Here is a 19,423-nt window from a genome sequence, read left to right on the forward strand (position 1 = left end):
ATGACAGAACCGATTTTGCAGGTTAAAGACCTGTCCGTTTATTACAATAAAAAGAAGGCCTTGAATAGTGTTTCCCTTTCTTTCCAACCCAAGGAAATAACCGCCCTGATTGGTCCATCAGGTTCAGGGAAGTCAACTCTTCTCAAGGCCATCAACCGCATGGGAGATTTAAACCCTGAGGTGACAACAACTGGAACAGTGATCTATAATGGTCACAATATCTACAGTCCCCGCACCGATACGGTTGAATTGCGTAAGGAAATCGGTATGGTCTTTCAACAGCCCAATCCCTTCCCTATGTCTATCTACGAAAATGTTGTCTATGGGCTACGTATCAATGGGGTCAAGGATAAGCAAGTTCTTGATGAAGCTGTAGAAAAGGCCTTGCAACGTGCTTCTATCTGGGATGAAGTCAAGGATCGTTTGCATGATTCGGCCATTGGTCTCTCAGGAGGTCAACAGCAACGTGTCTGTGTTGCCCGTGTTTTGGCGACCAGTCCTAAAATCATCCTCTTGGACGAACCAACTTCAGCCTTGGATCCTATTTCTGCAGGTAAGATTGAGGAAACCTTGTATGGTCTAAAAGACAAATACACCATGCTCTTGGTAACGCGTTCAATGCAACAGGCCTCACGTATCTCTGATAAGACAGGTTTTTTCCTAGATGGAGATTTGATTGAGTTTAATGATACGAAGAAGATGTTCCTTTCCCCTCAAAACAAGGAAACAGAAGATTATATTACAGGAAAATTTGGATAAGGAGTTGAAAGATGTTACGATCTCAATTTGAAGAAGATTTGGAGAAATTGCACAACCAGTTCTACGCCATGGGACAAGAAGTGCTCTCACAAATCAATCGTACAGTGCGCGCCTTTGTCACGCACGACCGTGATTTGGCAAAAGAAGTTATCGAGGAAGATGCAGAGATAAATGAATATGAAGTGAAACTAGAAAAGAAATCATTTGAAATGATTGCCCTCCAGCAACCTGTTTCACAAGACCTTCGTACTGTCTTGACAGTTCTCAAGGCCGTATCCGACTTGGAACGCATGGGAGATCATGCGGTGTCAATTGCGAAAGCAACTATTCGCATGAAGGGAGAGCAACGTATCCCTGCCGTTGAAGAAGAAATCAAAAAGATGGGGCGTGACGTGAAAAACTTTGTCGAAGCAGCTCTAGATCTTTATCTGAGTGCCTCTGTGGATCAAGCTTACGAAGTAGCAGCTCTGGATGAAAAAATCAACCATTACTTTGACAGCATCCGTGATTTGGCTACAGAAGAAATTAAGAAACATCCTGAAGCTATCGTTACAGGCCGTGATTACTTCCAGGTCATTTCTTTCTTGGAACGTATCGGGGACTACGCAAAAAATATCTGTGAATGGGTTGTTTACTTTGAAACGGGTAAAATCGTCGAACTCTAAGAAATGGTTTAAATATGCAATGAAAAAGGCTAATCAACTCAGATTAGTCTTTATTTTTGAATAAAAAGGAATTTTTTGAAATGAAAATTCTGAAAATGTTGACAATCATTTTCAAATAAGTTATAATTATTCATAAATAACAGGAAGGTCGTTTATTTATGAAGTTTAAGAAATGGATATTAGTTGTATGTAGCATGCTTGCCAGCATGATATTAGTCGCTTGTCAATCAAGTACGGATAGTTCCCAGTCTGCTGTAGATGCTATCAAACAAAAAGGGAAGCTAGTTGTGGCGACTAGTCCAGACTATGCACCATTTGAATTCCAATCCTTGGTAGATGGTAAAAACCAAGTGGTTGGTGCAGATATTGATATGGCTCAAGCGATTGCGGATGAACTTGGAGTTAAGCTTGAAATCTCTAGTATGAGTTTTGACAATGTCTTGACCAGTCTTCAAACTGGAAAGGCTGACTTGGCTATTGCAGGAATTAGTGCCACAGATGAGAGAAAGGAAGTCTTTGACTTTTCAATTCCTTACTATGAAAACAAGATGAGTTTCTTGGTTAGAAAAGCCGATTTAGACAAATACAAGGATCTTTCAAACCTAGCAAGTGCGAATATCGCAGCTCAAAAGGGAACCGTTCCAGAAACCATGGTCAAGCAACAATTACCAAATGCCCAGTTGATATCTTTGACCAATATGGGTGAAGCAGTCAATGAATTGCGGGCTGGAAAAGTGGATGCTGTTCATATGGATGAACCAGTGGCTCTTAGTTACGCAGGTAAAAACTCAGATCTTGCCGTTGCGACAGCTACTTTGACGATGAAAGATGGCGAAGCCAGTGCCGTTGCTGTCAAGAAGAATCAATCAGACTTGAAAGCAGTAGTAGATAAGGTTATCCAAAAACTAAAAGATGAGGGAACTTATCAAAGCTATCTTGAAAAAGCAGCGAAACTGACAGAAGTTGAACAATAAAAAGAAAGCAGAGTTGGAGTTTAATCCAATTCTGCTTTTATGTATTGTAATAGTGCTTCTAGATTTTCGAGAGAGACTTTGGCAAACTGATAAGGACAGGCTTCCAAATAAGCCTCTTCAAAGAAGTCTAGTTTGAGTGAACTATGCTTCAAACTGGCAATTTTAGGATAATTTCTCAAATCAAGGAGAAGACCATCGTGTAGAGGATAGTAGGGTAAGGGACAGGTATTTTTTTCAAGTACTTCTTTTATCCGAGTCTGATAGTTTTCTTGAAGGGTCAGTCGAGCCAGTCGATTTTTTTCAAATAACTGACTATCGATGTAAAGAGAGAGGGCCTTTTGCATGATGAGATTGCTGTCATAGTCCAGGATATTTTTGTAGGAAACAAAGGTCTCTTTTAGGGCATTTGGGAGAATGAGAGCGGTGATACGAAGGGCTGGAAAGAGACTGGTTGAGAAGGACTTGATATAAATGACCCGATCCTCTGTATCCAGATAGTGGAAGGTCTGCCCTTTTTTAGGGTCTAAGTCTCCTAAATAGTCATCCTCGACGATGTATACACCATACTGATTTGCTAGATCCAGAATGTCTCTTTTTTCCTGCTCAGGATAGGAATGCCCAAGAGGATAGTGGAAGCGAGGAATGGTATAGAAGAACTTGATTTTTCCAGATTTGAACTGTTCTTCTAGTTCGTCAAGGTCAATTCCATCGATTCGGCGTTCAATGGTCCTGTAGGCCAATCCCTGAGCGACCAAGAGGCGGTTCATCCGGTGGTAAGTCGGCTGTTCGACCAAAATCTCCTCTCCCTTGCTAGGAAAGGCAATCTGAGAAAGGATAAATAGAGCTTGCTGAGTTCCAGAAGTCAGAACCAGTTGGTCAGGTTTGCAGTAGAGGGCTTGGTTAAAAAGAAGTTGATGGACAGATTTTCTTAGTTCCTCAAGGCCTTCTTGGTTATCATAGTAGTTGAAGAGGTAGTTTTCTCTTCCAATCAGTGTTTCATTGACGCAGAGTCTAAAGTCGTCATAAGCACTGGCATGTTCGTCAGTGACTTCGATTTTCAGGTCTTGATGCTGCCCCTGTTCCAGAACATAGTAGCCACTTTGGGGCTTGGCATAGAGGTATTGTTCATGGCGTAATTCTAGCAGGGCTCGTTGGACAGTATCCTTGCTACAGTGGAAGTCTTGGCTCAGTTGACGGATAGAGGGAAGTCTGCTACCAGTTGGAAATTTCCCTGATTCGATACCCTTTTTTAGATGGGAAACAACTGCTTGGTACTTGCTTTGCTTCGTCATTCCAGACCTCCTTTGATTTTGTTACATTGTACCTTTTTTTTGCCTACTTGGCAATGGGAAAAGCATTTCTCCCTTTCACAACTAGGAACAAATATGGTATACTTAGAAAGTATGATGATTTATTGAAAAGAAGATAAGAAAGAGAATGGATAGAAAAGTGCAGGAACCGGTAAAATTATTTCAATACAATACTCTAGGTGCCCTAATGGCTGGTCTCTACGGCGGAACCATGACAGTGGGAGAATTGTTGGAACATGGCGACCTTGGTTTGGGAACCCTTGATTCGATTGATGGGGAGTTGATTGTCCTTGATGGCAAGGCTTATCAAGCCAAAGGTTCAGGGGAGCAACCTGAAATTGTAGAAGTTGCACCTGATGCCCTTATCCCTTATGCGGCAGTTGTTCCCCATCAGGCAGAAGTGATTTTCCGCCAGCGCTTTGAGATGACGGACAAGGAATTAGAAAAGCGGATTGAGTCCTACTATGATGGGGAAAATCTCTTTCGCTCTATCAAGATTCATGGGGAATTCGCCCACATGCATGTACGGATGATTCCCAAGTCAACAACAGACACCAAGTTTGCTGAGGTTGCCACCCATCAGCCTGAATATAGTCGTGAGAATGTATCGGGTACCATCGTTGGGTTTTGGACGCCGGAGATTTTCCATGGGGTCAGTGTGGCGGGTTACCATTTGCACTTTATCTCAGATGATTTGACTTTTGGTGGGCATGTGATGGACTTTGTTATCAAAGAAGGAATGATCGAGGTTGGGGCAGTCGATCAGTTGGACCAACGTTTTCCAGTCCAAGATCGCCAGTATTTATTTGCGAAATTTAACGTTGATGAGATGAAGAAAGACATTGACAAGTCAGAATAGGAGAAAAAGATGACACTACATATTATCCTTACTATGATCGCTTTGGTTTTAGTCCTAGTAGGTGGGACTTGGTACGCCAAAAAACGCTTTAAGATTTCTCTTGCAGTCATGGGCTTGGGGGCAATCGCATTTTTCGTTTCTTCTCAAGTGTTAGAGAAGATGGTCCACTTTCTAGTTCTTCAACCGCAAAAAGATGGAACGATTTCGCTCATGAATGAGCAACCCTTCCTATACGTTCTTTACGCGATTGCCATGGCAGCTCTCTTTGAGGAAACTGCCCGCCTTGTCTTTTTTAAATGGTTGGAGAAAAAGAGAAGTCTAGAAGAGAAAGACGCTTTGGCTTATGGCTTGGGACATGGAGGCTTGGAGTTGCTCTATCTCGGGATGGGAAGCTTGATCAGTTTGTTGATCCTCTTTTCAGTCATCCAGTCTTCAAATACTGATGTGGCCAATATCCTTCCAAAGACTACACTCGAAACGGTTCAGTCTCTTTCTGTATGGCAGGTTTATTTACTAGGAGTTGAGCGTGTGCTTGCCCTAGTTCTCCAAATCGGTCTTTCCATCTGGGTTTACCAAAGTGTTAGCCAAAAGAAATGGATCTATCTCGTTGCTGCCTATGGTTTCCATGCCTTGTTTGACTTGGCTCCAGCTTTATCTCAAGTGGGCTGGATTGCGAATCCACTTGTAGTGGAGGGCATTCTTCTTGTAGAAGTACTAGCCTTTGTCTGGCTAACAAAATCTACATTTTGGAAAAAATCATCATAAAAAGAGGTTTACCTCTTTTTTTATGCGATGCTTTGATACTTCCATTTTTCGGTTCGTCAAAAGCCTTTAAAAATGGTATAATGAAATGACTTTACAAAAGGATGAGAGATATGACATTAGTAACTAAAATACAAGAACAATTAGAAGGAATCGATATTCGTTTCAAGGAACCCTTGAAGACCTATACCTATACCAAGGTTGGAGGTCGAGCGGATTACCTAGTTTTGCCACGCAATCGCTATGAGATGGCGCGTGTCGTTCAATTTGCCAATCAAGAGAATATTCCTTGGATGGTGCTAGGAAATGCCAGCAATATCATCGTTCGTGAAGGTGGAATTCGTGGTTTTGTCATCTTGTGTGATAAGCTCAATAACGTTTCAGTTGATGGTTACACCATCGAAGCAGAAGCTGGTGCTAATTTGATCGAGACAACACGCATTGCCCTTCGTCATAGTTTGACTGGTTTTGAGTTTGCTTGCGGGATTCCAGGGAGTATCGGAGGCGCTGTCTTTATGAATGCGGGTGCATACGGAGGAGAGATTGCTCATATCTTGCAGTCTTGTAAGATTCTGACCAAGGAAGGGGAAATCGTGACCTTGTCAGCCAAGGACTTGGCTTTTGGTTACCGTCATTCTGCCATTCAGGATTCTGGGGCGATTGTCTTGTCAGCTAAATTTGCCCTAGCTCCAGGAAATCACCAGGTTATCAAGCAGGAAATGGATCGCTTGACTCACCTTCGCGAACTCAAACAACCTCTAGAGTATCCATCTTGTGGTTCAGTATTTAAGCGTCCAGTGGGGCATTTTGCAGGTCAGTTGATTTCAGAGGCTGGTTTGAAAGGCTACCGTATCGGTGGTGTTGAAGTATCGGAAAAACACGCTGGTTTCATGATCAATGTTGCTGACGGTACGGCCAAAGACTACGAGGACTTGATTCAGTTCGTCATCGAAAAAGTCAAGGAACATTCAGGTGTCACCCTTGAGAGAGAAGTCCGAATCTTGGGTGAGAAGGAGTAAGGTTTCGCCAGAATAGCTGCTGCTATGTCAATGGAAAGGGGGTGAAAGCCTATCGGTAGCGAAGATGTATGCAGGTGGTTTTACTCCCTGCAAGAGGTAGTAGCGGCCTGACAGAGCCTTGATCTGTTAATTTATGAAAAAGAAGGAATTTATGCCAATTGAAAAAACCAATTATCGAATTCAAAAACGTCTCTAAAGTTTTTGAAGACAGCAACACCAAGGTTCTCAAAGACATTAACTTTGAGTTGGAAGAAGGAAAGTTCTACACTCTTTTGGGCGCATCTGGTTCTGGGAAATCAACCATCCTAAACATCATTGCAGGTTTACTAGATGCAACGACAGGTGATATTTTGCTGGATGGGGTACGGATCAACGACATCCCAACCAACAAGCGAGATGTCCATACGGTCTTCCAATCCTATGCCTTGTTTCCACATATGAATGTGTTTGAAAATGTTGCCTTTCCACTCCGCTTGCGTAAGATTGACAAGAAAGAAATCGAGCAACGTGTAGCGGAAGTGCTCAAGATGGTTCAGTTGGAAGGTTATGAAAAACGTTCCATCCGTAAACTCTCTGGAGGACAACGTCAGCGTGTAGCCATTGCCCGTGCCATCATCAACCAACCTCGTGTGGTTTTGTTGGATGAGCCCTTGTCAGCGCTGGACTTGAAATTGCGAACAGACATGCAGTACGAACTGCGTGAACTGCAACAACGATTGGGGATTACCTTTGTCTTTGTCACTCACGATCAGGAGGAAGCCCTGGCTATGAGTGACTGGATTTTCGTTATGAACGATGGCGAGATTGTCCAGTCTGGAACACCTGTGGATATCTACGATGAGCCAATCAATCATTTTGTTGCCACCTTTATCGGTGAGTCCAACATCTTGCCAGGAACCATGATTGAAGACTACTTGGTCGAGTTTAACGGCAAACGCTTTGAAGCGGTCGATGGTGGGATGAAGCCAAACGAGCCTGTGGAAGTTGTTATTCGTCCAGAGGACTTGCGCATCACTCTTCCTGAAGAAGGCAAGCTCCAAGTTAAGGTGGATACTCAGCTTTTCCGTGGGGTTCACTACGAGATTATCGCCTACGACGAACTTGGAAACGAATGGATGATCCACTCAACTCGTAAGGCCATTGTGGGTGAGGAAATCGGTCTGGACTTTGAGCCAGAAGACATCCACATCATGCGTCTCAACGAAACCGAAGAAGAGTTCGATGCTCGTATCGAAGAATACGTAGAAATCGAAGAGCAAGAAGCAGGTCTGATTAACGCGATCGAGGAGGAAAGAGATGAAGAAAACAACCTCTAAACTCTTTGTAGTGCCCTATATGCTTTGGATTGCCCTCTTTGTTCTCGCACCCTTAGTCTTGATTTTCGGTCAATCCTTTTTCAATATTGAAGGGCAGTTTAGTTTAGAAAACTACAAATCCTACTTTGCATCACAAAACTTGACCTATCTCAAAATGAGCTTCAACTCTGTGCTTTATGCAGGAATTGTAACCTTGGTAACACTACTCATCAGCTATCCAACAGCCCTCTTTTTGACCCGCCTCAAGCACCGTCAACTCTGGCTCATGCTGATTATCCTGCCGACATGGATTAACCTGCTCCTCAAGGCCTATGCCTTTATCGGGATTTTTGGTCAGAATGGTTCTATTAACCAATTCTTGGAATTCATCGGAATCGGTTCGCAGCAGTTGCTCTTTACGGATTTCTCCTTTATCTTTGTCGCAAGCTACATCGAGCTTCCCTTTATGATTTTGCCGATTTTCAATGTCTTGGATGATATGGATAACAATCTCATCAATGCCAGCTATGACCTCGGTGCGACCAAGTGGGAGACCTTCCGCCATGTCATTTTTCCCCTTTCTATGAACGGGGTAAGAAGTGGTGTCCAATCAGTCTTTATCCCAAGTTTGAGTCTTTTCATGCTGACACGTTTGATTGGTGGGAACCGCGTTATCACGCTGGGAACGGCTATTGAGCAGAACTTCCTGACCAATGACAACTATGGAATGGGTTCAACCATTGGTGTGATCCTCATCCTGACCATGTTCATCACCATGTGGGTGACTAAGGAAAGGAGAGAACGATGAAAAAATTTGCCAATCTCTACCTAGCCCTTGTCTTTATTATCCTTTATTTGCCAATTTTTTACTTGATTGGCTATGCATTTAATGCTGGTGATGATATGAACAGTTTTACAGGCTTTAGCTTGAACCATTTTAAAACTATGTTTGGTGATGGCCGTCTCATGTTGATCCTCACCCAAACCTTTTTCTTGGCCTTTCTATCAGCCTTGATTGCGACCATTATCGGGACTTTCGGTGCTATCTACATCTACCAGTCTCGTAAAAAATACCAAGAAGCCTTTCTATCACTCAATAATATCCTCATGGTTGCGCCTGACGTTATGATTGGTGCCAGCTTCTTGATTCTCTTTACCCAGCTTAAATTTTCACTTGGATTTTTGACGGTTCTATCTAGTCACGTGGCTTTCTCGATCCCTATCGTGGTCTTGATGGTCTTGCCTCGTCTCAAGGAGATGAATGATGACATGATTCATGCGGCTTATGACTTAGGAGCCAGCCAGTTTCAGATGTTCAAGGAAATCATGCTTCCTTACCTGACTCCGTCTATCATCGCAGGTTATTTCATGGCCTTTACCTATTCGCTGGATGACTTTGCCGTGACCTTCTTTGTAACAGGAAATGGCTTTTCAACCCTATCAGTTGAGATCTACTCTCGTGCTCGTAAGGGGATTTCGCTAGAGATCAATGCTCTGTCTGCACTTGTTTTTCTCTTTAGTATTATCCTAGTTGTAGGATATTACTTTATCTCACGTGAGAAGGAGGAACAAGCATGAAAAAACTCTATTCATTTTTAGCAGGAATTGCAGCAATTATCCTCGTCTTGTGGGGAATTGCGACTCATCTAGACAATAAAATCAATAGCCGAGATAGTCAAAAACTGGTTATTTACAACTGGGGGGACTATATCGATCCAGAACTCTTGGAGAAATTCACAGAAGAAACAGGAATCCAAGTACAGTATGAGACCTTTGATTCCAATGAAGCCATGTATACCAAGATTAAGCAAGGTGGAACGACCTACGATATTGCCATCCCAAGTGAATACATGATCAACAAGATGAAGGATGAAGATCTCTTGGTTCCACTCGATTATTCAAAAATTGAAGGAATCGAAAATATCGGACCTGAGTTCCTCAACCAGTCTTTTGACCCGGGAAATAAATTCTCCATTCCTTATTTCTGGGGAACCTTGGGAATCGTCTACAATGAAACCATGGTAGACGAGGCTCCTGAGCATTGGGATGACCTCTGGAAGCCAGAGTATAGGGATTCCATCATGCTCTTTGATGGGGCGCGTGAGGTGCTGGGACTCGGGCTTAACTCGCTCGGTTACAGCCTTAACTCAAAGGAACCTCAGCAGTTGGAAGAGACGGTAGATAAGCTCTACAAACTGACTCCAAATATAAAGGCCATCGTTGCCGACGAGATGAAGGGCTACATGATTCAGAACAATGCGGCTATCGGCGTGACCTTCTCTGGGGAAGCCAGCCAGATGTTGGAGAAAAATCCTAACCTCAAGTATGTCGTTCCGACTGAGGCCAGCAATCTCTGGTTTGACAACATGGTCATTCCAAAAACTGTGAAAAACCAAGATGCAGCCTACGCCTTTATCAACTTTATGTTGAAACCCGACAATGCTCTGAAAAATGCTGAGTATGTAGGCTATGCAACACCAAATAACACAGCCAAGGAACTGCTCTCAGAGGAGACAAAAGAAGATAAGTCCTTTTATCCAGATGCTGATACCATGAAAAACCTAGAAGTTTATGAGAAGTTTGACCATAAATGGACAGGTAAATATAGTGATCTCTTCCTTCAATTCAAAATGTATCGAAAGTAGGAGTTAGCAGTTATGAAACGAATCAGTCAAGCTGGTTCGTTTTTTATGATGAAATTAATAAATCAAACTTATAAAAGTTTGCGCCTAACCACACCTTTTTGTATAATAATATATGAGGGGTGTAAAATTAAGCAAATATTATGGGGGAAGAGTTTGTCATGGATCTAAAGTTAAACGATATTTTGAATATAAGTGATCAAAATCAAAGAAAATTCAAGGTGAAATTTAATAATTGGACGGGTGAAAATCCAATTCAGACCTATTTGAGAGACGAGGAAATAATTAATAACTACAACTTATTTTGGAGAACAAATAAGCGATATTTCAATGTTGGGGATATTGTCATAAATTTCATTAAGATTGATAATAACAAATGGTTATTAACTACTATAAAAGAAGTGAGTAAGGAACTTTTTGTTACTGAAGGACAAAATTATGAAGGAATTGAACTAAAAGAATATTCAGCCCTTTTTGGTCGTCTAATTATTCGGTACAGAAAAGAATCTAGAGGTTCAGTTCTAAAGTATACAACTTGTAAGGAAAAACTTGTGATAGAACAATTGTTATCAGATTCATTTGGAGGAGAAGAATTTCCGGGATATGATAATATTTCTTTATCTTACAAAGAATTAGAATTGATTTTACGTTTGAGAAAAAAAGATTGGATAACTGCTTTACAAAATCAAAAAGCTGTTTATCTTATTACGGATAAGCAGAATGGTAAATTATATATAGGCTCAGCAACTTCAAACTATGGTATGCTTTTACAACGTTGGCAATCCTATGTGGATAATGGACATGGTGGCAATAAAGAACTTAGGATTTTAGTTGAAAAACAAGGGTTAAATTACGTTAAAGAAAATTTTCAATACTCTGTATTGGAAAACTACAATGGTAAGATTGATGATAATTTTGTTTTGAGGCGTGAATCATGGTGGAAAGAAGTTTTAAAATCAAAGGAGCATGGTTATAATGCAAATTAGGAGGAGAAAATAGAACAGTGGGAAAGAAATCGTCTTATAAAATAGGAATGGTGAAGAGATGAAAATAGAGAAATTGTTAGTGAGCAGGAAATATTGAAGTAGTAGAAGTTTCCAGTGCCCTTGAGGGTACTGCTGTAGGAACAGCAGTAGATTAAACTCCAAAAGTTGGAGAGAAAGTTGATTTGAAACGTACACGAATTAAAATTTCGATATATAAGCCCAAAATTCCTCCGACATCGCAAAGTAAATCTAGATAAATTAAGAGGTGAAGTCGAAATTAATGATTCATTGCCGTTAATCTTGACGAACTTCTCCAAAAACGATATAATAAGAAAGTTGAGAATTGATTTTCAGTTATCTTAGTCCAGAGAAATGGCGGTGCTGCGAGCCATCTAAGGTAGGAAGTCATGCTACTCAATCACACAATTGCATAAGAATAAGAGAATGACAAGTTCATTGAATGAAGGTGGTACCGCGGTTTTTCGCCCTTCGTTATGTGAGCTTGTCTTTTGATTTTTGGAGGTGTTTATGAAGACATTTCTCGTGAAACAAAAGTTTCGTCTTGGAGGCGAACGCTTTGATATCAAGGATGATAGAGGAGTAGTGAACTATCAGGTGGAGGGCTCTTTCTTCCAAATTCCTAAAACCTTTACCATCTATGACGCCTATGGTGAGCAAGTCAGTGAGATTAGTAAAGAATTTTTCACCTTACTTCCTCGCTTTACTATTCAGCTACGAAACGGTTCAAATTTCGTCATTCGTAAGAAGTTGACCTTCTGGCGAGATAAGTATGAGTTTGATAATCTGGGGCTTCGTATCGAGGGCAATATCTGGGATTTGAATTTCAAATTGCTGGATGATCGTGATCAGCTTGTCGCCGAGATTCGGAAAGAGATTTTCCATTTGACCTCAACCTACACCGTAACCGTCTATGAAGACTCTTATGCAGATCTGGTCATTTCCCTTTGTGTCGCGATTGACTATGTGGAAATGCTGGAAAGCCAATCAAATTAAACAAGTAAATAAGGAGATATTATGAAACAATTATCTAGTGCTCAAGTTCGCCAAATGTGGCTTGATTTCTGGGCAAGCAAAGGCCACTCTGTAGAACCATCAGTCAGCTTGGTTCCTGTAAACGACCCAACTCTTTTGTGGATTAACTCTGGGGTAGCAACCCTTAAGAAATACTTTGACGGGACGATTATCCCTGAAAATCCACGTATTACCAATGCGCAAAAAGCCATCCGTACCAACGACATCGAAAACGTAGGGAAGACTGCTCGTCACCATACCATGTTTGAAATGTTGGGGAACTTCTCTATCGGTGATTATTTCCGTGATGAGGCTATCACTTGGGCTTATGAGCTCTTGACAAGCCCTGAGTGGTTTGACTTCCCAGCTGAAAAACTCTACATGACTTACTATCCAGACGATAAAGATTCTTATAACCGCTGGATTGAAGTAGGAGTGGACCCAAGCCACTTGATTCCAATCGAAGACAACTTCTGGGAAATCGGTGCGGGACCTTCTGGACCGGATACAGAGATTTTCTTCGACCGTGGAGAAGCATTTGATCCAGAAAATATCGGTATTCGCCTGCTTGCAGAAGATATTGAAAACGACCGTTACATTGAAATCTGGAACATTGTATTGTCACAATTTAACGCAGACCCTGCTGTACCTCGTAGCGAGTACAAGGAATTGCCACACAAGAACATTGATACGGGCGCTGGTTTGGAACGTTTGGTGGCGGTTATCCAAGGGGCTAAGACTAACTTTGAAACAGACCTCTTCATGCCAATCATCCGTGAAGTTGAGAAATTGTCTGGTAAGGTCTACGACCAAGACGGCGACAACATGAGCTTCAAGGTTATCGCTGACCACATCCGTTCCCTTGCATTTGCTATTGGAGACGGAGCTCTTCCAGGAAATGAAGGTCGTGGTTATGTCCTTCGTCGTCTTCTTCGTCGTGCTTCAATGCATGGCCAAAAATTGGGCATCAACGAGCCTTTCCTTTACAAACTCGTTCCAACTGTTGGGAAAATCATGGAAAGCTACTACCCAGAAGTACTTGAAAAACGTGACTTTATCGAGAAAATCGTGAAGAGCGAAGAAGAGTCATTTGCCCGTACCCTTCATTCAGGTCAACACTTTGCAGAAACCATTGTAGCTGATTTGAAAGCGAAAGGTCAAAACGTTATCGCTGGTCAGGATGTCTTTAAACTATACGATACGTACGGATTCCCAGTGGAATTGACAGAAGAAATCGCTGAAGAAGCTGGTATGACTGTCGACCGTGAAGGATTTGAAGCAGCCATGAAAGAGCAGCAAGAACGTGCGCGTGCGTCAGCTGTCAAAGGCGGCTCAATGGGAATGCAAAACGAAACCCTTCAAAACATTACAGTGGAAAGTCACTTTAACTACAATGCCAGTCAATTGCCTTCTAAGTTGGTGGCTATCGTAGCTGAAAACGCTGAAGTAGAAGCTGCTTCTGAAGGAACTGCCTCTCTGATCTTTTCGGAAACACCATTCTACGCTGAAATGGGTGGACAAGTAGCTGACCACGGTCAAATCTTGGATGCTGCAGGAAACCTTGTGGCTACTGTAACAGATGTTCAGAAAGCACCAAATGGACAACCGCTTCATACTGTTGAAGTTCTTGCACCGCTTGCTTTGAACCAAGAATACACCTTGGTAATTGATTCAAATCGTCGTCATCGTGTCATGAAAAACCACACAGCCACTCACTTGCTCCATGCGGCCCTTCACAATATCCTTGGCCACCATGCGACACAAGCAGGATCTCTGAACGAAGTAGAATTCCTTCGCTTTGACTTCACGCATTTCCAAGCAGTAACTGCTGAAGAATTGCGCGCTATTGAACAGCAAGTCAACGAAAAAATCTGGGAAGCTCTTGAAGTTAAGACTGTTGAAACAGATATTGACACTGCCAAGGAAATGGGGGCTATGGCTCTTTTTGGTGAGAAATACGGTAAAGAAGTTCGTGTTGTTACTATTGGTGATTACTCTATCGAGCTTTGTGGTGGTACCCACGTTGGCAACACTTCTGAAATTGGTCTCTTCAAGATTGTCAAAGAAGAAGGAATCGGATCAGGAACTCGCCGTATCTTGGCAGTGACTGGTAAGGAAGCATTTGAAGCCTACCGTGAACAAGAAGACGCTCTGAAAGCAGTAGCAGCAACCTTGAAAGCACCGCAACTTAAGGAAGTACCTCACAAGGTTGAAGGGCTTCAAGAGCAACTTCGCCAACTCCAAAAAGAAAATGCAGAATTGAAGGAAAAAGCAGCAGCTGCGGCTGCAGGTGATGTCTTCAAGGATGTGAAGGAAGTCAACGGTCACCGTTACATTGCTAGCCAAGTTTCTGTATCAGATGCAGGTGCCCTTCGTACCTTTGCGGATAACTGGAAACAAAAAGACTACTCTGACGTGCTTGTCCTAGTTGCAGCTATCGGTGACAAAGTCAATGTCCTCGTAGCTAGCAAGACGAAAGACCTTCATGCAGGAAACCTGATCAAAGAATTGGCACCAATCGTCGATGGACGTGGTGGTGGTAAACCAGACATGGCCATGGCAGGAGGAAGCAACCAAACCAAAATCCAAGAATTGTTGGATGCAGTAGCTGGTAAATTGTAAGAAAACAAAGATCTATCCACTTGGGTAGGTCTTTTTGCGAATAGAAAAAAGCCAAATCTGGTTGGATTTGGCTTGTAACTGATAGGTTTATTTAACTGCCCAGACACTGACTGAACCTGCTGCTACTGGAAATTCTCCATAACCTTCTGCATTGATCGTAACTTGTGCTGGATGATTTTCAAGGAGGTCAACAAAGGTTTGGTCAGCACATTCTTGGCCGACAAACATTGACTTGCTGTTTTCTTGGTCGTTTGAAATCAAGACTGCGATTGGGGATTGATGTTCAGCACCTGAACGTACCCAACCAATACAGTTGGCATCATCAAAGTAGTCTGTTTGCTTTCCATAGGCTAAATCTTTTCTGATGGCTAGGAGACGGTCAAGAACTTCTTTGAAATCTTGTTGGGCGTATTTTCCTGAGATACCGTAGTAGTCTCCGTAAAAAACACATGGAAGCCCATCTTGACGTAATAGAATGAGGGCATAGGCTGCTGGCTTGAACCATTCTTCAACAGTCGATTCAAGGGCTTGACCTCGTTGAGTATCGTGGTTGTCGACAAAGGTTACAGCCTTGTCAGGCTTGAGTTCAACCAAGCTATCAGTAAAGATAGTACGAAGGTCGTAGCTTGCTCCAGCCTGACTAGCTTCAAAGAGGTTTTGGTGGAGGCGAACATCGACAAGGTCAAAACGTTCTTCTGTTTTCTCAAGATAGTCTAGATTGGCTTCCTTGTCTGGATTCCAAAATTCAGCAAAAACATAGAAATCCTCGCCGTATTTCTCCTTCATATCACGGATGAAATTACCCATAAAGAAGGAGTCGATGTGCTTAACGGCATCCAAGCGGAAACCAGCTACACCCGTCGTTTCCATAAACCAGTCAGCCCAGTCATAGATGTTTTGGATGACTTCAGGATGCTTAAAGTCTAGGTCGGCATACATGAGGTAGTCGTAGTTACCGTTTTCGTTATCGACTAATTCCTCGTTTGCCCAACCTTTATTGTCTCCCTGAATCAGGTAAATGCCAGACTTACGGCGTTTGGCATCGTAGTCTGTACCAGTAAAATGGTACCAGTGCCAGTGGAAGTCATTGTAGGTATTTTGCCGACCATCGAAGGTAAAGTGAGTCCAGCCATTGATAGTAAAGGGCTCGCTTAGTTGAACGGTACGATTCTCAGGGTCCACTTCAATAACCTGAAAGGCTTCCATGTGATCAGCAGCGGCCTTGTGATTGAGCACCACATCAGCCATAGGTTGGATTCCATGCTCCTTGAGAGTCTGAATCGTTTGAAGATAGTCTTCTTTAAACCCATACTTGGTGCGGACAGTCCCTTTTTGGTTAAATTCACCTAGGTCAAAAAGATCGTAAACACCATAGCCTACATCTTTTTCGTTGGTTGCCTTGAAGGCAGGTGGCATCCAGACATGGCTGATACCAAGGTTTGCTAGGTGTTCTGCGTCATCTGCCAATCGCGTCCAGTGTTGTCCGTCGTGAGGCAGATACCACTCAAAGTATTGCATAAGTGTCTGATTTTGCATTGTTTTTCCTCTTGCTTATCAATGTTGTGTTTTATTCTACCATAAAGTTTAGAACTAGGCAAACGTTTGCGCAAGATTCTATACTCATTTCTGGAATTGTCTATTTTTAGAGCTTGTCCGCCTTCTTTTCATTGCTGGGAAAAGAGGGTTTAGGATAAAGAATGACATGACCAAACTTATTTTAACAAAAATGACACTTAGTAAACTAAAGTACATATGGACAAACGGTTTCTTTTTTGAGAATTGTCATAAAATTTGCTATAATAGTAGCTATGAATAGAATTAGGGTCAGCAGACGTGTTGAAAAAAAGCTAGCTAAGGGTCTAGTTCTTTTGGAAGCAAGTGATTTAAGAGATATTGATCTGACGGATCAGGCAGTAGAAGTTCTTAGTCAAGATGGAAAGTTTTTAGGGAGCGCCTATCTTTCTCAGCAGAATAAGGGAATCGGTTGGTTCATCAGCAAGGAAAAGGTTCGTTTCAATCAAGCTTTTTTTGAATCTCTGTTTCGTAAGGCCAAGGAAGCTAGAAAGCCTTATTATCAAGATGACTTGACTACTGCCTTTCGCCTTTTTAACCAAGAGGGGGATGGTTTTGGTGGTCTGACTCTTGATCTCTATGGAGATTATGCTGTCTTTTCTTGGTACAACTCCTTTGTTTACCAGATTCGTAAGCTGATCGTAAAGGCTTTTAAGGAAGTTTTTCCTGAGGTCTTGGGTGCTTATGAAAAGATTCGTTTTAAAGGTCTAGACTACGAGTCTGCCTATGTTTATGGTGAGGAAGCGCCAGATGATTTTACTGTTCTTGAGAATGGAGTGCTCTATCAAGTTTTTATGAATGATGGTTTGATGACAGGGATTTTCCTGGACCAACATGAGGTTCGTGGGAGTCTGGTTGACGGTCTAGCCATGGGCAAATCCTTGCTCAATATGTTTTCCTATACGGCTGCCTTTTCTGTTGCTGCAGCTATGGGAGGTGCCAGTGAGACGACTTCAGTTGACTTGGCTAAACGGTCCAGAGAGCTGTCAGAAGCTCATTTTCAGGCAAATGGACTCAGCACAGACAATCATCGTTTTATCGTTATGGATGTCTTTGAGTACTTCAAGTATGCCAAGCGAAAAGGTTTGACCTACGATGTGATTGTCCTGGATCCGCCTAGCTTTGCTCGCAATAAAAAACAAACATTTTCTGTGGCAAAGGACTATCACAAGTTGATTTCCCAGAGTCTTGAGATTTTAAATCCTGGAGGAATCATCATTGCTAGTACCAATGCTGCCAATGTTTCCCGCCAGAAATTTACAGAACAAATTGATAAAGGTTTTGCAGGAAGAAGGTATCAAGTCTTGAATGAATACGGACTTCCAGCAGACTTTGCCTATAATAAAAAAGATGAAAGCAGTAATTACCTCAAGGTGATTAGTATGAAGGTTAGTAGATGAAATTAGTCGTTTCAGTAATGCCAAGAAGTTTAGAGGAAGCGCAAGAACTGGATTCCACAAGGTATGAAGATGCCGATATCATTGAGTGGCGTGCGGACTTTCTTGCAAAGGACGCTATTTTACAGGTAGCACCCGCTATCTTTGAAAAATTTGCAGGACGCGAACTTGTCTTTACCCTTCGGACTCGCGCTGAGGGAGGAGAAATCGAACTTTCCTCAGAGGAGTATGTTCAAATCATCAAGGAAGTGACCCAACTCTACCAACCAGACTATGTGGATTTTGAGTATTTCAGCCACAAGGATGTTTTTGAGAAGATGTTGGATTTTCCAAATCTGGTCTTGAGTTATCACAATTTCCAAGAAACACCTGAAAACATGATGGAAATCTTGTCTGAATTGACCAGCTTGACTCCAAAAGTAGTGAAGGTATCGGTAATGGCAAATACAGCTCAGGATGTTTTGGATCTGATGAATTATACGCGAGGTTTCAAGACACTCAATCCTGAGCAAGAGTACGTGACTATTTCCATGGGGAAAATTGGTAAGGTTTCGCGTATCACTTCAGATGTGACGGGTTCAAGTTGGTCATTCGCTAGTCTAGATGAAGCGAGTGCCCCAGGTCAGATTTCTCTAACAAACATGAAGAAAATCAGGGAGATTTTGGATGAAGCTTGATGGCTATACACGTTTAGCTGCAGTTGTTGCCAATCCCATCAAACACTCTATTTCACCCTTCATCCACAATAGGGCCTTTGAGGCGACAGCTACCAATGGTGCCTATGTGGCTTGGGAGATTGAAGCGGGTGATTTGGCAGAAACAGTCGCTAATATTCGTCGTTACCAGATGTTTGGGATCAATCTCTCCATGCCATACAAGGAGCAAGTGATTCCTTATCTGGATGAGTTGAGTGATGAGGCTCGTTTGATTGGGGCGGTCAACACAGTTGTCAATCAAGACGGAACGTTAATTGGATATAATACAGATGGCAAGGGATTCTTTAAGAGCTTGCCTTCTTTTAAAATTTCAGATAAGAAAATGACCATTCTGGGAGCAGGTGGTGCGGCCAAGTCCATTTTGGCACAGGCTATTTTGGATGGCGTCAGTCAGATTTCAGTCTTTGTTCGTTCAGTTTCCATGGAAAAAACAAGGCCTTACCTGAACAAGTTACAGGAACAAACAGGCTTTAAAGTGGACTTGTATGCTTTAGAGGATGTTTCTGAACTGCAAGAAAGAATTGCCAAGTCGGACCTGCTCGTCAATGCGACTAGTGTGGGGATGGATGACCAGTCGTCCCCAGTTCCGACAAGTATAGTCTTACCTGAAGATCTCTTGGTGGCCGATGTCATTTACCAACCCTTTGAAACGCCATTTTTGAAATGGGCCAGAAGTCAGGGCAACCCAGCTGTCAATGGTCTGGGAATGTTACTCTATCAAGCTGCTGAAGCTTTTCAACTGTGGACAGGTAAAGAAATGCCGACGGAAGAGATTTGGCAGTCCTTAACAGAAAAATACCAATAATGAAAAGG

At 42.3% G+C, this 19,423-nt stretch carries 18 protein-coding genes and 1 pseudogene; 17 read left to right on the forward strand and 2 right to left on the reverse strand.

The features are described from left to right. The 3 genes from pstB to HMPREF9184_RS04090 all read left to right on the forward strand — a co-directional run bounded on the left by pstB (position 1) and on the right by HMPREF9184_RS04090 (position 2,398). On the forward strand, positions 1-759 hold the full coding sequence (gene pstB / locus HMPREF9184_RS04080; RefSeq protein ID WP_000138670.1) for a phosphate ABC transporter ATP-binding protein PstB: 759 nt from the start codon (positions 1-3) through the stop codon (positions 757-759). A gap of 11 nt (positions 760-770) precedes the next feature. After that, positions 771-1,424 carry a phosphate signaling complex protein PhoU gene (phoU, locus tag HMPREF9184_RS04085; protein WP_000946472.1) on the forward strand — a complete coding sequence of 218 codons (654 nt, stop codon included), beginning with the start codon at positions 771-773 and terminating at the stop codon, positions 1,422-1,424. A gap of 158 nt (positions 1,425-1,582) precedes the next feature. Continuing rightward, positions 1,583-2,398: an ABC transporter substrate-binding protein gene (locus HMPREF9184_RS04090; RefSeq protein WP_009755199.1), complete on the forward strand. Its 816-nt coding sequence runs from the start codon at positions 1,583-1,585 to the stop codon at positions 2,396-2,398. Between the two features lie 20 nt (positions 2,399-2,418). Here the strand turns inward: HMPREF9184_RS04090 and HMPREF9184_RS04095 are convergent, their stop codons facing one another. Beyond that, on the reverse strand, positions 2,419-3,690 hold the full coding sequence (locus HMPREF9184_RS04095) for an aminotransferase-like domain-containing protein (protein ID WP_000166364.1): 1,272 nt from the start codon (positions 3,688-3,690) through the stop codon (positions 2,419-2,421). A 145-nt stretch (positions 3,691-3,835) separates the two neighbouring features. Here HMPREF9184_RS04095 and budA point away from each other — a divergent pair, with 145 nt between their 5' ends. The 11 genes and pseudogenes from budA to alaS all read left to right on the forward strand — a co-directional run bounded on the left by budA (position 3,836) and on the right by alaS (position 14,925). Then, positions 3,836-4,567: an acetolactate decarboxylase gene (budA, locus tag HMPREF9184_RS04100; RefSeq protein ID WP_000375401.1), complete on the forward strand. Its 732-nt coding sequence runs from the start codon at positions 3,836-3,838 to the stop codon at positions 4,565-4,567. Positions 4,568-4,576: 9 nt separating this feature from the next. Next, on the forward strand, positions 4,577-5,332 hold the full coding sequence (locus HMPREF9184_RS04105; protein WP_000172438.1) for a YhfC family intramembrane metalloprotease: 756 nt from the start codon (positions 4,577-4,579) through the stop codon (positions 5,330-5,332). A 110-nt stretch (positions 5,333-5,442) separates the two neighbouring features. Continuing rightward, positions 5,443-6,348, forward strand: a complete 906-nt coding sequence (gene murB, locus HMPREF9184_RS04110; protein ID WP_000177102.1) for a UDP-N-acetylmuramate dehydrogenase — start codon at positions 5,443-5,445, stop codon at positions 6,346-6,348. A 158-nt stretch (positions 6,349-6,506) separates the two neighbouring features. After that, the gene (locus HMPREF9184_RS04115) at positions 6,507-7,664 is read left to right on the forward strand and encodes an ABC transporter ATP-binding protein (RefSeq protein WP_000742901.1); all 1,158 of its coding nucleotides are present in this window, start codon (positions 6,507-6,509) and stop codon (positions 7,662-7,664) included. Continuing rightward, entirely contained in the window at positions 7,645-8,451 is an 807-nt protein-coding gene (locus tag HMPREF9184_RS04120; RefSeq protein ID WP_000754114.1) for an ABC transporter permease, read from the forward strand. The genes HMPREF9184_RS04115 and HMPREF9184_RS04120 overlap by 20 nt, the downstream gene beginning before the upstream one ends. Further along, entirely contained in the window at positions 8,448-9,221 is a 774-nt protein-coding gene (locus HMPREF9184_RS04125; RefSeq protein WP_000712724.1) for an ABC transporter permease, read from the forward strand. The genes HMPREF9184_RS04120 and HMPREF9184_RS04125 overlap by 4 nt, the downstream gene beginning before the upstream one ends. After that, positions 9,218-10,288 (forward strand): ABC transporter substrate-binding protein, encoded by a 1,071-nt coding sequence (locus HMPREF9184_RS04130; RefSeq protein WP_000737936.1) that lies wholly within the window; start codon positions 9,218-9,220, stop codon positions 10,286-10,288. Before HMPREF9184_RS04125 ends, HMPREF9184_RS04130 begins: the two co-directional genes overlap by 4 nt. 158 nt (positions 10,289-10,446) lie before the next feature. After that, entirely contained in the window at positions 10,447-11,271 is an 825-nt protein-coding gene (locus HMPREF9184_RS04135) for a GIY-YIG nuclease family protein (protein WP_000364424.1), read from the forward strand. A gap of 89 nt (positions 11,272-11,360) precedes the next feature. Beyond that, positions 11,361-11,522, forward strand: a pseudogene (locus HMPREF9184_RS10050) (PASTA domain-containing protein); the annotation flags it as partial. A 277-nt stretch (positions 11,523-11,799) separates the two neighbouring features. Next, positions 11,800-12,285 (forward strand): LURP-one-related/scramblase family protein, encoded by a 486-nt coding sequence (locus HMPREF9184_RS04140; RefSeq protein WP_000847086.1) that lies wholly within the window; start codon positions 11,800-11,802, stop codon positions 12,283-12,285. Positions 12,286-12,306: 21 nt separating this feature from the next. After that, positions 12,307-14,925, forward strand: a complete 2,619-nt coding sequence (gene alaS / locus HMPREF9184_RS04145; protein ID WP_000811708.1) for an alanine--tRNA ligase — start codon at positions 12,307-12,309, stop codon at positions 14,923-14,925. A gap of 87 nt (positions 14,926-15,012) precedes the next feature. Here alaS and HMPREF9184_RS04150 read toward each other — a convergent pair whose 3' ends face one another. Beyond that, a complete protein-coding gene (locus HMPREF9184_RS04150) occupies positions 15,013-16,461 on the reverse strand; it encodes an alpha-amylase (RefSeq protein WP_001181036.1) in 1,449 nt (482 codons plus the stop codon). 272 nt (positions 16,462-16,733) lie between these two features. Between HMPREF9184_RS04150 and HMPREF9184_RS04155 the strand changes: the two genes are divergently transcribed. From HMPREF9184_RS04155 to HMPREF9184_RS04165, 3 genes are read left to right on the forward strand one after another with little or no spacing between them, the layout of a single operon-like run. Next, positions 16,734-17,897, forward strand: coding sequence for a class I SAM-dependent rRNA methyltransferase (locus HMPREF9184_RS04155; RefSeq protein WP_001079980.1), 1,164 nt, complete (start codon positions 16,734-16,736; stop codon positions 17,895-17,897). After that, complete coding sequence (gene aroD / locus HMPREF9184_RS04160) at positions 17,894-18,571, forward strand: type I 3-dehydroquinate dehydratase (protein WP_000780377.1); 678 nt, start codon at positions 17,894-17,896, stop codon at positions 18,569-18,571. Before HMPREF9184_RS04155 ends, aroD begins: the two co-directional genes overlap by 4 nt. Next, the gene (locus HMPREF9184_RS04165; RefSeq protein WP_000762468.1) at positions 18,561-19,415 is read left to right on the forward strand and encodes a shikimate dehydrogenase; all 855 of its coding nucleotides are present in this window, start codon (positions 18,561-18,563) and stop codon (positions 19,413-19,415) included. The genes aroD and HMPREF9184_RS04165 overlap by 11 nt, the downstream gene beginning before the upstream one ends. The last annotated feature ends 8 nt before the right edge of the window (positions 19,416-19,423 follow it).

The organism is Streptococcus sp. oral taxon 058 str. F0407 (assembly GCF_000235485.1).
Classification (GTDB): Bacteria; Bacillota; Bacilli; order Lactobacillales; family Streptococcaceae; genus Streptococcus.

Bases quoted from the DNA above. Each gene is read 5' to 3' on its own strand.
- pstB (WP_000138670.1), top strand. From the start codon at position 1: ATGACAGAACCGATTTTGCAGGTTAAAGACCTGTCCGTTTATTACAAT.
- phoU (WP_000946472.1), top strand. From the start codon at position 771: ATGTTACGATCTCAATTTGAAGAAGATTTGGAGAAATTGCACAACCAG.
- HMPREF9184_RS04090 (WP_009755199.1), top strand. From the start codon at position 1,583: ATGAAGTTTAAGAAATGGATATTAGTTGTATGTAGCATGCTTGCCAGC.
- HMPREF9184_RS04095 (WP_000166364.1), bottom strand. From the start codon at position 3,690: ATGACGAAGCAAAGCAAGTACCAAGCAGTTGTTTCCCATCTAAAAAAG.
- budA (WP_000375401.1), top strand. From the start codon at position 3,836: ATGGATAGAAAAGTGCAGGAACCGGTAAAATTATTTCAATACAATACT.
- HMPREF9184_RS04105 (WP_000172438.1), top strand. From the start codon at position 4,577: ATGACACTACATATTATCCTTACTATGATCGCTTTGGTTTTAGTCCTA.
- murB (WP_000177102.1), top strand. From the start codon at position 5,443: ATGACATTAGTAACTAAAATACAAGAACAATTAGAAGGAATCGATATT.
- HMPREF9184_RS04120 (WP_000754114.1), top strand. From the start codon at position 7,645: ATGAAGAAAACAACCTCTAAACTCTTTGTAGTGCCCTATATGCTTTGG.
- HMPREF9184_RS04125 (WP_000712724.1), top strand. From the start codon at position 8,448: ATGAAAAAATTTGCCAATCTCTACCTAGCCCTTGTCTTTATTATCCTT.
- HMPREF9184_RS04130 (WP_000737936.1), top strand. From the start codon at position 9,218: ATGAAAAAACTCTATTCATTTTTAGCAGGAATTGCAGCAATTATCCTC.
- HMPREF9184_RS04135 (WP_000364424.1), top strand. From the start codon at position 10,447: ATGGATCTAAAGTTAAACGATATTTTGAATATAAGTGATCAAAATCAA.
- HMPREF9184_RS04140 (WP_000847086.1), top strand. From the start codon at position 11,800: ATGAAGACATTTCTCGTGAAACAAAAGTTTCGTCTTGGAGGCGAACGC.
- alaS (WP_000811708.1), top strand. From the start codon at position 12,307: ATGAAACAATTATCTAGTGCTCAAGTTCGCCAAATGTGGCTTGATTTC.
- HMPREF9184_RS04150 (WP_001181036.1), bottom strand. From the start codon at position 16,461: ATGCAAAATCAGACACTTATGCAATACTTTGAGTGGTATCTGCCTCAC.
- HMPREF9184_RS04155 (WP_001079980.1), top strand. From the start codon at position 16,734: ATGAATAGAATTAGGGTCAGCAGACGTGTTGAAAAAAAGCTAGCTAAG.
- aroD (WP_000780377.1), top strand. From the start codon at position 17,894: ATGAAATTAGTCGTTTCAGTAATGCCAAGAAGTTTAGAGGAAGCGCAA.
- HMPREF9184_RS04165 (WP_000762468.1), top strand. From the start codon at position 18,561: ATGAAGCTTGATGGCTATACACGTTTAGCTGCAGTTGTTGCCAATCCC.